The organism is Dissulfurimicrobium hydrothermale (assembly GCF_022026155.1).
Classification (GTDB): Bacteria; Desulfobacterota; Dissulfuribacteria; order Dissulfuribacterales; family Sh68; genus Dissulfurimicrobium; species Dissulfurimicrobium hydrothermale.
Genome location: NZ_CP085041.1, coordinates 260,962 through 273,572, shown reverse-complemented (window position 1 = coordinate 273,572; position 12,611 = coordinate 260,962). Strand labels below are relative to the sequence as shown.

Sequence of the window (12,611 nt, the reverse complement as noted above, 5' to 3'; positions counted from 1 at the left end):
TGACTATATGTTTCCGGCACTGCTCCTGCGACGGCTCGAGAGGCCCTGGCTTTCAAGGGCGTTGCAGTCGAGGATGACCAGGAGTTTGCCAGGCAGCTTACATACCTCTTTTACAAATTTTACGTTGATGCCCGCCAATAGATCGGGTGGCGGTTCTATCTCGGCCTTGGGTACCGATATGACGTCTCCGATATGTTCTACAAGCAGACTTATTGGTTCCTCACGCCTGCCTACTATTACGTTGTTGTATTCTTTTGGTTCGTTTGTATTTTCAAGTCCTATGCGCCGTCCAAGGTGTATGGCGGTGAGTATGTGCCCCCTCAGGTTTACGACCCCGGAGACATAGTCGGGTGCAAGCGGTACCGGGGTCACATTGAGACAGCGGTTGATCTCTATCACATTGTCGATAGGTAAGCCAAAGAAGTGCTTACCCGCATAAAATGTAACAAACTGCCTGGTCTGCTCGACGGCTATAATTTCGTCGATGCCGTTGTCGGTACCGGCCAGGGCTGTATTATTCGTCTTCGCCGGTATGGCGCTTACTGATCGCCGTTCCATTTGTCTTTCCTCCTTTCGACTTTCCAACCTTGGCTATGCGGCCTGTTCAAGATTTTGAACTTTTTGGGCGTTCAGAAGCGACTCGACCGATTTTAGGACCATATCCCGCTCCAGTTTTGCATGGAAGGCGTCCACCCCCACCTGGGAGGCCCGTCGCTTGTCATCCTCACCGGAAAGCGAGGTCACCACAATAACCGGGATGGTCTTCAGCCGTTCGTCTTCCCTTATCTTTTTGGTGAGTTCAAAGCCGCTCAGCCTCGGCATCTCTATGTCCGTGATGACTATGTCGAAGGATTCCTGCTGTAGCTTTTCCCATGCATCCTGGCCGTCTTCGGCGGATATCACATCGAATCCGGCGGATGACAGGTATGAACTCAAGAGGTTTCTATAGAAACCGGAGTCTTCAGCCAGCAGTATCCTGCCGCCCTGGAAACCGCTGCCTTGCCTGTATCTGATGAAGAAGTCGGGGTTGTACATATTTATTATTTGATATACGTCTAAAAACAGGGTGGTTCGGTCCCTGATGATGGCAGAGCCCAAGATGCCGTCCTGCCTGAAGTTCTCTTCATCTACATTTATGGCGATATTTATACTGTCCTCGATCTTCGATACGAGGAATGCTATGTCTTTATCGTTCATATTAAAGACTATCAGGTGATATTCATCCTGTTCGGGCAAGGGCGAAATGGGGAGATAGTTTTCCAGTCGAATGACCGGCATGGACTTTTTGCGGTACTGAATGACCTCCCTTCCGCTTATGTGCTCGATTCGGTTTGCCTTTATCTTGTCTAGACGGTTTACGAGTGCGAGGGGGATGGCGAAGAATTCGTCCGGATTTACAGTAAAGAGGAGCAAGAATTGCTGATCTTCTTCCTTGACCCCGCTTTCGGCCACCAACTTAGTCTGCTTCAGTGTCTCCTCGGCCCTGAGGTTTAGGGTGGACGCTATGCCAACCACATCTAGGATCAATGCGGCCCTACCGTCTCCCATGAGAGTGGTGCCGGCATAACACGGGATGTGTTTCAAGTGGTCACCGAGGGGTTTTACTACGATCTCCTCAGAGTCGTTTATGCTATCGACTACGAGTCCGAACTGTCTTTCCCCCGAGTTCAGTACGACTATGTTCATGGTTTCATGATCGGCTGCCTCGACTGTCACGGCATTGTCGGCATTGGATTTGGATGATGATGTCGTGGCACCCGCGTCTGCACCCCGCCCAAGCTTGAAGATGTCTCTGAGTCTTACAAGGGGTAGTATCTGGCCGCGAAGACGATAGAATTCCGCATTCCCTATGAGCTGCACATCCCTTGCGATGGTCTCGGGTTGCAGATGCACCAGCTCCACAAGGTTTACCTGGGGTATGGCATAGCGTTCCCCGGCTGTTTTGACTATGAGCGCCGGTATGATGGCCAGCGTCAAGGGGATCTTTATCTTTACGGTTGTCCCGACGCCGGGTTCACTCTGAAGGTCGACCACACCGCCCAGTTTTTCGATATTTGTCTTCACAACATCCATGCCTACACCCCGGCCCGAGATATTGGTGACCTTCTCAGCGGTGGAGAAACCGGGCTGGAATATGAGCATGAGGGCGTCTCTGTCCGAGAGCGCCTGCGCCTTTTCAGGGGTGAGCAGCCCCTTTTCGACGGCCTTTGCCCTGATCTTTTTAGGATCTATGCCTGCGCCGTCGTCCTGTATCTCTATGATCACCTGGCCGCCTTCATGGTAGGCGCGCATGACCAATACGCCTACCGCCGGCTTGTCTTTCTGGATACGGATATCCGCCGGTTCTATCCCGTGGTCTATGGAGTTTCTCACCATATGAGTAAGCGGATCCTTGATGGATTCGATTATCGAGCGGTCAAGCTCGGTCTCTGCGCCTTCTATCCGGAGCTGTATCTGTTTCTGTGCGGCTTTTGCAAGGTCGCGGACGATCCTGGGGAACTTGTTGAAGACGTTTCCGATCGGCTGCATCCTGGTCTTCATGATCTGTGTCTGCATCTCAGTGACTATCAGGCTCATGTGCTGATTTGCAGCCAACAGATCGATATTGTTCATCTGGTTGGCGAGCTGCGTCAACCTGTTTCTTGAAAGGACCAACTCGCCGGCTAGGTTCATGAGGTTGTCGAGGAGCTGGACGTCTACGCGTACATGGGTCTCGGTGAGGTGCTGCTGTGTCGGCGGTGGAGAGACGGATTGACTGGATTCGGGCCTTTCGGATTCGGAGGCGTTAGTTGTTTTCTTCGGTGCCTCCGACCTAAGCGGTGTCGGTGTCTCCGATTCAGTACCCATTTCAGTACCTGTTTCTGGGATCTTTGGTGTCGCGGCGGCCTGTTCTATCGCAGCGGTCGATGCGCTGGGCCCAGCCTCCACACCCGATACCTCAGTCTGGGCGGTTTCGGACGGGGATGTCCGCGCCGGCTGTTTTATGACCTTCTCGGCGAAATTCCTCAGTTCCACAATGAAGTCCAGGTATGTCAGGTCGTCCGGCTCCTTGCCTGTCTGTTCAAGTGCGACAATGATGGCCTTTATGTGGTCGACTGCCCTCAAAAGCATCGTTGTGATGTCTTCATTGTTTCTGATCGTCCCGTCCCTGAGTTTGGAGAGTATATCTTCTCCGAAATGGGCGATTGCTTCAAGGGTCGTGAAGCCGAAGAAGCCGGATGTCCCCTTTATGGTATGAATAGTCCTGAAGATGCTCTTTATGAGTTCGGCGTCTTCAGGTTTTTGCTCCAGCTCGACGAACTGCTGGTCGAGCAATTCGAGGTTTTCTTTACATTCCGACAGAAAGTCTTTGAGGATATCGTTTTCTATGGCCATAGCCGCCTCCCGATTTAAAGCCTGAATACGCCGAGACGCTCTCTGAGTTCTTCAGAGAGGTCTTTCAGTTTGTCCGAGGCCGTTTTCACCGTCTGTGCACTTTCGCTGGTCTTTTCACCGGCCGACGCTACGTTTGTAATCATATTTATTATTTCGCCGACCTCTGAGTTGACATCCTGCGCCCGGCGGCTGATCTCGCTCACTGTGGCAGTCTGTTCTTCAACGGCGGCGGCGATGCTGTCGGAATGCTCGGTCATCTGTTGAATCGTCCCAACGACCTGTTCGACGACACTCACGGATTCCCTGGCCCCTTGCTGAAGTCCTTTTACGATCTCGTCGATCTCGACGACGGATGTACCTGTCTGTTTGGCGAGCTCCTTGACCTCGTTGGCTACTACGGCAAAGCCCTTGCCTGCCTCACCCGCCCTGGCCGCCTCGATGGTGGCATTGAGCGCCAGGAGGTTTGTTTGTTCCGCGATGCTCCCGATGATCTTGCTGGTCTCGCCTATCTTGGCCGAGGCCTCGGCGAGTCTGTGTATGATCTCTTGGGCGTTTTTGGCCTCATCGCTCGCCTGTACCGCGATATTCCTTGCGCCGTTTGTATTTTGGGCGATCTCGGAGATGGTGGCTGTCATTTCTTCCATGGCCGCAGCAAGGCTCGAAACCCCGGCGCCCGCCCTTTCGGCCCCGTGTTTTATCTCTTCCGATCTGTTTCTGACCTCAGCCGCAACGCCTGCAAGTTCCTCTGTGGAGCCGCCGAGCGTATTCGATTCCTCAAACACATAACCCGCAGCCCTGTCCACGCCCTTTATCATGTCGGCAAGCTGGTCCTTGGCCTCTGTGAGTGCCTTTGCCAGGGCGCCTATCTCATCGTGTTTGTCTATGTCTAGCCTTGTCGTGAAATCGCCCTCGGCCAGGGCCTGCGCAAAGGAGACGGTCTTGTTGAGCGGGCCGATTATAATCTTCATGTTGAAGAAGGTTATGGCAAGGGCCATGAATATGGTCAGGGCGATTATCAGAGAGATGAACGTATAGGCTACGCTCTCCATGCCCCCGATCTTTTCCTTCAACACGGATGCATCTTCTCCGACCAGATTTATCCCAATCTCCTGTCCCTTGAAGTCCTTGAGCGGACTGAATGTTATGAAATATTTGTCGGTCAGGAGATAGCCGTCCTTCAGGAGTTTAGGATAATCGAGACCTCTGGCGAAATCTATAATATCTTTGTCGAACCACTTGTCGTTGGCTACATAAAACCCATCCCCAACATCGGTGTGCCCGCTTATGAGCGTGGCCGTATTGATGACATCTTTATTCAAGAGCGTGATGTATTTCTTTTGTTCCTTTGCAAACTTGCGGCTAATCTCCCCAGTGCCATCGAGAAGCTCCACCGACCCCAGATACTGCCCATCCCTGATTATCGGCGAGATGGCCCTGATGGCAAGCCCGTCGCGGCCCACCTCGATAAAACTCATGGCCTTTTTCTCTTCCTTTACCTTCCTGAGTGAATCACGAAACGAGATGTCATCTCCGAATTTATCCTGAGCCCAGCTCCGCACAAAGGACTTCAGGTCCGCCGTATGGATATGTATCTTTATATTCTTGCCGTTTTGTTTGTAGGCATCGATCATGCCGTCAAGACGCGCAATCGCAAGGTCTCTGTCGTTTTCCTTCAGGGCCTTTGAGATCGTGCCGTTTTCAGCAATGCCTATAATGACCGAGAGCCCGAAATCGCCCTTTTTTGCTAAAGAGGCGTCGACCTCGGCGCGCAGGTTGTGGATTTGGTTCTTGATCGTCATGTCTGTCAGGTGGCTTTTGGTATAATTCATATAGATTACGCCGCAGACGACGGAAAAAAGCCCGATGACAGTAATGAGTATGAGAAGTTTCGTCTTGATGGTTGAGGTCTTCAAGATGTCCGGCATGATTCTTACCCCCTAATGGTTGATTTTAATGTTTGATATTAATTAAATGTTTAATTAAAACCCTTTCATCCATCATTCAATGTCTCTTTTTACGCCAACAGGTGGTCTTTCCTATGGTCAGCCTCTCCATAGCCGGAGAAAGGCCTGTCGGCGTCTCTGTGGCCCCGAAGAAGAGGTATCCGCCCGGGTTCAAAGCCTTCTCCAGTTTTTGAATTATCTGCTGTTTTGTCTCTTGATCAAAATATATAAGGACATAGCGGCAGAAGATCACATCGAAACCGTTGACCCCTGTAAAGGGATCTATAAGATTCAATATTTTAAAATATACCATATTTTTGATGTCATCGTTTATCACCCAAAACGCCCCCTGTTGCCTGAAATACTTGATGAGCATGGTAATGGGTAGGCCCCTGTTGGCCTCAACCTGGGTGAATCTCCCGGCCGCCCCTTTTTCGATGGCCTGTTTTGAGATATCGGTTGCCAGGATTTCAACCTTGCCGTTTGCAAGGTGTCTAAAGTGTTCGGCTATGATCATCGCTATGCTGTAAGGCTCCTGGCCTGTTGAGCAGGCAGCGCTCCAGAATTTAAGTTTGGCATCGGCACCCTTTCCTGCAAGGAGTTCAGGTATGACCTTGGTCTTGAGCGCATCAAAGGGGTGCTGATCCCTGAAAAAATATGTCTCATTGGTGGTCATGGCCTCAATTATCTGATTTTTGAGTTGAGGCGTCATCTGGCGCACGGCCTTATGGTAAAGTTCGTCGATATCGCGTAGATTCAAGAGTTTTGAGAGTTCATTCAGTCTGCTCTCGACTAGGTATTCCTTGCCCATTGTCAAGCTGATGCCGCTTGCCGATCTTACTAGGTCTGCAAAGAAGCGGAATTGTTCGGGGGTGATCATCTCCTGCCCCCTCTCATAGAAAATTCAAGTATGTATTCCGCTATCTTGTCCAGCGGGGCTATCCTGTCCGCAAGTCCAGCCTCGGCTACGAACCTTGGCATCCCCCAGACTATGCAGGTTTCTTTGTCCTGGGCGATGATCACGGCCCCTTTGTCCTTCAACTCCCGGCAGCCAGCGAAGCCGTCCTGGCCCATGCCGGTCATGACTACTGCGATGGCCCTGCCCCCATAGACCCGTGCTATAGATTGAAACAGCACATCGACCGCCGGCCTGCAGCTATTGACTGGCGGATCCTGGTTAAGTCTTATTATCCTATTGTTTTTTTCACCGTCCACCTCCATATGGAAATCGCCTGGCGCTACATAGACCGTTGCAGGTTCGACCAGCATACCGTCTTGCGCCTCGACCACCTTAAGGGTCGATCTGTCATTAAGCCTCTTGGCAAGTTGGGTTGTAAAGACAGGCGGCATGTGCTGCACAAGGAATATCGGCAGACCGAAATTGCCCGGGAGTCTCGGAATGACGTCGTTCAACGCGTTCGGCCCGCCTGTCGAGACGCCGATCGCTACGGCCTCGGGGCTGAAGAGCCGTCTCAGGACCAGTGCGGCCGAGGTGGTGCAAGGTCTGGTTTCTTTTAAATGCCCTGGCGCCGGTTTGGGCGGGATCTGGGTGTGGTCCGGCTGTCTTGTAGGCCTCTGTGTTTTAGGGACGGGCGCCGTTGGAGGAGATGATATCGGGCCTCTCTGTATTACCCTGTTGATCTTGGATTCGGCATAGGCCCTGATCCTTGGTATAAGTTCACCCTTTATGCGCTTTACGCTCTCTGAAAACGCCCCTGTGCCCGTAGGTTTGGGCACGAAATCAAACGCACCCTTTGCCAGGGCCTCAAGTGTGGTTGTCGCGCCCTCGATGGTAAGGCTTGAAAACATTATTACGCCCACGTTGAGCCTCTGACGGCGTATCTCATCCAGGGTCTGAAGGCCGTCCATCTCAGGCATCTCGACGTCGAGCACTACAAGATGCGGCCTTAGAGTCCTTATCAGCTGCAAGGCCTCCTTGCCGTTTGCAGCGGCCCCAACTATCCTGATGCCTGGATCCTTGTCAAGGGCCTCGGTCAATATCTTTCGGAAGACCAGTGAGTCGTCTACAACCAGGACCTTGATCATCATAGACCGAGCACCATCCTAACCTTTTCCTCCAGCATGTCGGCGTTGAAGGGCTTCATGAGGTACTCGTTGGCCCCGGCCATAACCGCTCGGATGATGTTCTCCTGTTGGTTTTCAGTGGTAACCATCATGACCTTTGTATCGTTCCACTCCTCTCTTTTGCGGATGTTCAAAAGGCAGTCAAAACCTTCCATTTCAGGCATGTACCAGTCGAGGAGGACAAGGTCGAAGGGGCCTTCGTTTTCGAGTTTCTCCAGGGCGCGAAGCCCGTTTTCAGCCTCGACGATCTCATCAAACAGGTTCATCTTCTTCAGCCCAGACTTGACTATGTTCCTCATGGACTGAGAATCGTCCACTACAAGAGCCCTCATAGTCCTTCCCCCTGTATTTTCAAATAAAAATCCATACCTGCCGCTCAATAATTTTTATTATCGAGACTTTAACAAAAAAAATCAAATGGACAAGCAAATAAAGCGGAGCCTATGGCTGGCGACCATTCGAGGGCTAGATGGGATCTTGAGCGATTCTCTCCGATTCAGGAGGAGGGGTCGTGGCGGGGATATCCTATGGAAACGAGGCATGGCGCATCAGCGGGCTATGGGTTATACAAAATGATATAAATTTGATCGAAGGGATTTTCTCATGTCAAAATCTTGTCCACCACGCCTTGTGATCTCGGCTATAAGGGGCGGATCGGGAAAGACAGTCTTGACACTCGGCCTTATCCGCCTTTGGCGTGAGCAGGGGTTTAAGATTGCAGCATTTAAGAAAGGGCCTGACTATATAGACGCTGGGTGGATGGCCCTTGCAAACGGAAGCAATTGTTATAATCTTGATCCCTTTCTCATGTCCCATGATGTAATCAAAAGGTCTTTCTTGACCAGGGTGTGTGGCGCTGATATTGGGCTCATAGAAGGCAACCGCGGCCTCTTCGATGGCTCTGACTCACAGAGTTCAGCGAGCACCGCTGGGCTTGCCATGGCGCTCAGCGCCCCGGCCATTCTCACACTTGACTGCGCCAAGATGACCAGGACTGCGGCCGCGGTCTGTCTCGGTTGTAAAGTGTTTGAGCCCAAGTTGAATCTGGCTGGCGTAGTTCTCAATCAGGTGGCCCAGAGGCGTCATGAAATAGTGCTCAGGCGGGCCGTAGAAGAGGAGGCTGGGGTCAAGGTCTTTGGGGCTCTTCCTCGCCTGAAAAAAGACCCGCTTCCTATGCGGCATCTTGGTGTGACGCCTTGCGAGGAATACCCTGAGGCGGAGCAGGCCCTTGATGGGCTTGGGCAACTTGTAAAAGATCATGTTGACACCCAAGGTCTCATGGAGGCGGCTCGTGATGCAGGGGACATGGCCGGGTGTGACGTAGAAGGCCTGGATGCCCCACTCTTCAGGAAGACTAGGTCTCAAGGGCTCAGAATAGGGGTATTTCGTGATGCGGCGTTTCAGTTCTATTACCCGGAGAATCTTGAGGCCATCGAGTGCGCTGGCGTGGAACTTGTGTTCTTAAACGCCATAAACGACAAATCCATTCCGGAGATTGACGCCCTCTACATAGGCGGCGGATTTCCTGAGACCCAGGCCAGGGCGCTTTCCGCCAACAAGGAGATGCTCTCTGAGCTTAAAAGGCGGATTGAACAGGGCCTCCCTGTCTATGCAGAGTGTGGAGGGCTCATGTATCTGGGAGCCGCGATTGTCTGGAAGGGGGAAAGATACCCGATGGCAGGTGTCTTTGGCTGGGATTTTGTGGTGCATGAACGGCCTGTAGGACATGGCTACAGCACGATTGAGGTCATGCGTGAAAACCCGTTTTATAAGCGGACTGAGGTCATCAAGGGCCATGAATTTCATTATTCAAAACCGGTCATTGCTGACCCAGGCACATCCGGCGCATTCACATGCAAGGTCATTCGGGGATATGGCTTTGATGGCGCATCGGACGGTATATGTTACAAAAATTGCTTTGGCACATATACACACGTCCACGCCCTCTGGCAAAAAGGCTGGGCGGAAGGCCTGATAAACGCCGCAAAAAGGTTTCATAAGGGCGTCTTTAAGGAATAATTTTAAAACAGTTAAAAGGCTTAAAAAGTGCTGCGCTGTTTTTAAAGCCGCTTGCAAACTTGGCGGAGAGGGTGGGATTCGAACCCACGGTCCGCTCACGCGGACAGACGATTTCGAGTCGCCCCCGTTACAACCGCTTCGGTACCTCTCCGTTGTGACAAAAACCCTTGCGCCTTGCCCTGAAAAAGCCCTGGATCATCTCCCTGCATCGCCCTTCCAGTATGCCCTCGATGACCTCGATCCGGTGATTGAGCCTTTTATCCTGAACAATATTGTAAAGGCTTGCACATGCCCCTGATTTTGCATCCCTCGCTCCGAATACCAACCTGTCTATACGGGCGAGCACCATGGCCCCTGCACACATCGGGCATGGCTCTATCGTAACATAGAGTGTGGCGTTCGCAATCCTATAATTGCCTGTCTTTCCCGCCCCGCCCCTCAGGGCTAGTATCTCTGCATGGGCCGTGGGGTCGCAGAGTTCTATGACCATATTCCTGGCCCTTGCCAGTATCTCGCCCTGGCCGTTTACGAGGATAGCCCCTATCGGCACCTCGCCGCGTTCGGCGCTTTCTCCGGCAAGGGCAAGGGCAAGTTCCATAAAGGCCTGGTGATCCAGCTGCTTGAGGTCAGGGTCAGATTGTGGGGGCGTCTTTGAAATCATCTGACAGACATGCCTTGATGGCAGGACCGTATGGTGGAAAGAGTACGCCGCGTTCCGTTATGATGGCTGAGATGAGGCTGGACGGCGTCACGTCGAACACAGGATTCCATGCCTCTGCGCCTTGAGTTGCGATGTATCTTTGGCCAAGGTTCAAGACCTCACCACCGTCCCTTTCTTCAATGGGGATGGCATTACCGGACGGCGTTTCGGGGTCTATTGTCGAACATGGCGCGGCTACATAAAACGGCACGCCGTTCGCCCTTGCAAGTTCGGAAAGGGTGTATGTCCCTATTTTGTTCGCCGTGTCCCCGTTTGCAGCTATCCTGTCGGCACCGACGATGACCGCATCTATAAGACCGCGATGCATAAGCAGACCTGCGGCTGAGTCTACGATCAATGTCACGGATATCCCGTCTCTTATAAGTTCCCAGGCCGTAAGGCGTGTACCCTGGAGCCATGGCCTTGTCTCGTCGGCTATGACCTTTATGTCTTTTCCCGCCTTGGTTGCCGCCCTTATGACACCAAGCGCCGTGCCATAGCCGCCTGTCGCAAGGGCGCCTGCATTACAGTGAGTAAGTACGCAGCACTTATCCGGCAGTAGCGCTGCGCCGAACCGGCCCATTGCAAGATTTGCCTCGATGTCTTCGGCCCAGATGGCCATAGCCTCTCTCTCGACGGCCTCGGCAATGCCGGACGGATGGCCGGCAGGGTCGGCGAGCACTAGATCTTTAAGCCTTTTAACTGCCCATTTAAGATTCACCGCGGTAGGCCTGGCTGTTAACATAATATTTGCTGCTTTCAGCCAGAAGTTGAGAAATTCGGCTTGAGACCTTGTTTCGAGCCTTCTAGCCTCGAGCGCAAGGCCGAATGCTGCAGCTATGCCTATGGCAGGTGCGCCGCGCACCACCATATCCTTTATGGCTGATGCAGCCCCGGAAGCGCCTGTGATGGCAAGCCACCTTTCATTATGCGGCAGCAGCCTCTGGTCTAGGAGATACAGGACGCCGCACTCCCAGCGGAGCGGCGTGATGGATGAGCCACCTTCTTTAAGGAGATCAATAGGGTCGATGGAACCATGTCTCAACGGAGGGCCTCCAGGAAGAGTTCATTTACCTTCTTGGGGTTTGCCTTTCCCTTGGTCTCTTTCATGACCTGACCCACAAGAAAGGCCAGGACCTTGGTCTTGCCGGCCCTATACTTTTCCACCTCTTTTGGGTTTTCATCCAAGACCTTCTTGATCACGGCCTTAAGCGTAGATTCGTCGCTGACCTGGGAAAGCCCTTGGGCCTTGACGATCTTGACAGGGTCTTTTCCTGTTTTGTAGGCAGTCTCCAGGACATCCTTCGCCATCTTGCCACTTATGGCACCTGAATCGATCAGTCTTAGGAGTCCTGCAAGGCCGTCGGGGCCTATCGGCGACGACTCGATCTCGCGCTCATCTTCCTTTAGAAGTCGTACAAGCTCTACCATAATCCAGTTGCTTACGGTCTTTGGGTTAGGAAAGAGTTTTACACACTCTTCGAAATAATCGGCTGTGGCCCTGGAGGCTGTAAGGACTTCGGCATCGTAGGCAGGCAGCCCGTACTGTCTGGTGAATCTGGTGCATTTTTTGTCAGGCAGCTCCGGCAACCCGTCCGCAATATATTCTATCCATTCCTTGCTGATTTCTAAGGGCGGCAGGTCTGGTTCAGGGAAATAGCGGTAGTCATGCGCCTCTTCTTTGCTGCGCATCGACACAGTAATGCCTTTTGATACATCCCATAGTCGGGTCTCTTGGGCCACCGTCTTTCCGTCAAGCAAAAGGGCACTCTGGCGTCTTATCTCGTAGTCGAGGGCCTTTTGGACGTTTCTGAAGGAATTCATGTTTTTGAGCTCGGTCTTGACCCCCATTTCATTAGAGCCGACAGGTCGGATAGAGATGTTTGCATCACAACGTAGACTTCCTTCTTCCATATTGCCGTCGCTTATACCGAGATAGCGCACAAGCTGTCTTATCTTTTTAAGATAAGCAGACGCTTCTTCTGGGCTTCTTATATCGGGTTCGCTGACGATTTCTATAAGCGGGACCCCTGTACGGTTGAGGTCTATATAACTTATTGGGAGCGTCTCGTTGTGTATGAGCTTGCCCGCGTCTTCTTCCATGTGTATGCGCGTAATACCTATACGCTTGATCCTGCCGTCTATGTCTATAGACACCCAGCCATGCTCGGCCAAGGGCGCTTCATATTGAGATATCTGATAATTCTTCGGAAGATCCGGATAAAAATAGTGCTTTCTGGCGAAGCGGCTCCTTGGAGCGACCTTGCAATTGGTGGCGAGAGCCATCTTTATCGCGAATTCTATCACTTGCCTGTTTAGGACAGGCAGGACCCCTGGCATACCGAGGCAAATCGGGCATGTATGTGTATTAGGGACAGCACCGAATGCAGTGGAACACCCGCAAAATATCTTGCTTGAGGTCTTGAGGTGACAATGCACCTCAAGACCTATGACAGCTTCAAATTCCATAAAACCCTCTGAAATTTAAG

General features: G+C 52.2%; 10 protein-coding genes and 1 tRNA gene. 1 reads left to right on the top strand and 10 read right to left on the bottom strand.

Features of this window, described 5'->3' with window-relative positions:
• Positions 1 to 3: 3 nt before the first annotated feature.
• The 6 genes from LGS26_RS01350 to LGS26_RS01325 all read right to left on the bottom strand — a co-directional run bounded on the left by LGS26_RS01350 (position 4) and on the right by LGS26_RS01325 (position 7,735).
• A complete protein-coding gene (locus tag LGS26_RS01350; RefSeq protein WP_237888883.1) occupies positions 4 to 558 on the bottom strand; it encodes a chemotaxis protein CheW in 555 nt (184 codons plus the stop codon).
• A 33-nt stretch (positions 559 to 591) separates the two neighbouring features.
• The gene (locus tag LGS26_RS01345) at positions 592 to 3,375 is read right to left on the bottom strand and encodes a hybrid sensor histidine kinase/response regulator (RefSeq protein ID WP_237888882.1); all 2,784 of its coding nucleotides are present in this window, start codon (positions 3,373 to 3,375) and stop codon (positions 592 to 594) included.
• 14 nt (positions 3,376 to 3,389) lie between these two features.
• On the bottom strand, positions 3,390 to 5,300 hold the full coding sequence (locus tag LGS26_RS01340) for a methyl-accepting chemotaxis protein (protein ID WP_237888881.1): 1,911 nt from the start codon (positions 5,298 to 5,300) through the stop codon (positions 3,390 to 3,392).
• A 76-nt stretch (positions 5,301 to 5,376) separates the two neighbouring features.
• Positions 5,377 to 6,198, bottom strand: a complete 822-nt coding sequence (locus tag LGS26_RS01335; RefSeq protein ID WP_237888880.1) for a CheR family methyltransferase — start codon at positions 6,196 to 6,198, stop codon at positions 5,377 to 5,379.
• Positions 6,195 to 7,367, bottom strand: coding sequence for a protein-glutamate methylesterase/protein-glutamine glutaminase (locus LGS26_RS01330; RefSeq protein ID WP_237888879.1), 1,173 nt, complete (start codon positions 7,365 to 7,367; stop codon positions 6,195 to 6,197). Before LGS26_RS01330 ends, LGS26_RS01335 begins: the two co-directional genes overlap by 4 nt.
• Positions 7,364 to 7,735, bottom strand: a complete 372-nt coding sequence (locus LGS26_RS01325; protein WP_237888878.1) for a response regulator — start codon at positions 7,733 to 7,735, stop codon at positions 7,364 to 7,366. Before LGS26_RS01325 ends, LGS26_RS01330 begins: the two co-directional genes overlap by 4 nt.
• Before the next feature lie 271 nt (positions 7,736 to 8,006).
• Between LGS26_RS01325 and LGS26_RS01320 the strand changes: the two genes are divergently transcribed.
• Positions 8,007 to 9,422, top strand: coding sequence for a cobyrinate a,c-diamide synthase (locus tag LGS26_RS01320; RefSeq protein ID WP_237888877.1), 1,416 nt, complete (start codon positions 8,007 to 8,009; stop codon positions 9,420 to 9,422).
• A 60-nt stretch (positions 9,423 to 9,482) separates the two neighbouring features.
• On the opposite strand, the gene LGS26_RS01315 is transcribed toward LGS26_RS01320, so the two are convergent.
• From LGS26_RS01315 to gatB, 4 genes are all read right to left on the bottom strand, one after another.
• Positions 9,483 to 9,573: transfer RNA gene (locus LGS26_RS01315), tRNA-Ser, on the bottom strand.
• Positions 9,550 to 10,083 (bottom strand): tRNA adenosine(34) deaminase TadA, encoded by a 534-nt coding sequence (tadA, locus tag LGS26_RS01310; RefSeq protein WP_237888876.1) that lies wholly within the window; start codon positions 10,081 to 10,083, stop codon positions 9,550 to 9,552. Before tadA ends, LGS26_RS01315 begins: the two co-directional genes overlap by 24 nt.
• Positions 10,055 to 11,167 carry an S-methyl-5-thioribose-1-phosphate isomerase gene (gene mtnA, locus LGS26_RS01305; protein ID WP_237888875.1) on the bottom strand — a complete coding sequence of 371 codons (1,113 nt, stop codon included), beginning with the start codon at positions 11,165 to 11,167 and terminating at the stop codon, positions 10,055 to 10,057. Before mtnA ends, tadA begins: the two co-directional genes overlap by 29 nt.
• Complete coding sequence (gene gatB, locus LGS26_RS01300; protein WP_237888874.1) at positions 11,164 to 12,591, bottom strand: Asp-tRNA(Asn)/Glu-tRNA(Gln) amidotransferase subunit GatB; 1,428 nt, start codon at positions 12,589 to 12,591, stop codon at positions 11,164 to 11,166. The genes mtnA and gatB overlap by 4 nt, the downstream gene beginning before the upstream one ends.
• Positions 12,592 to 12,611 lie beyond the last annotated feature (20 nt).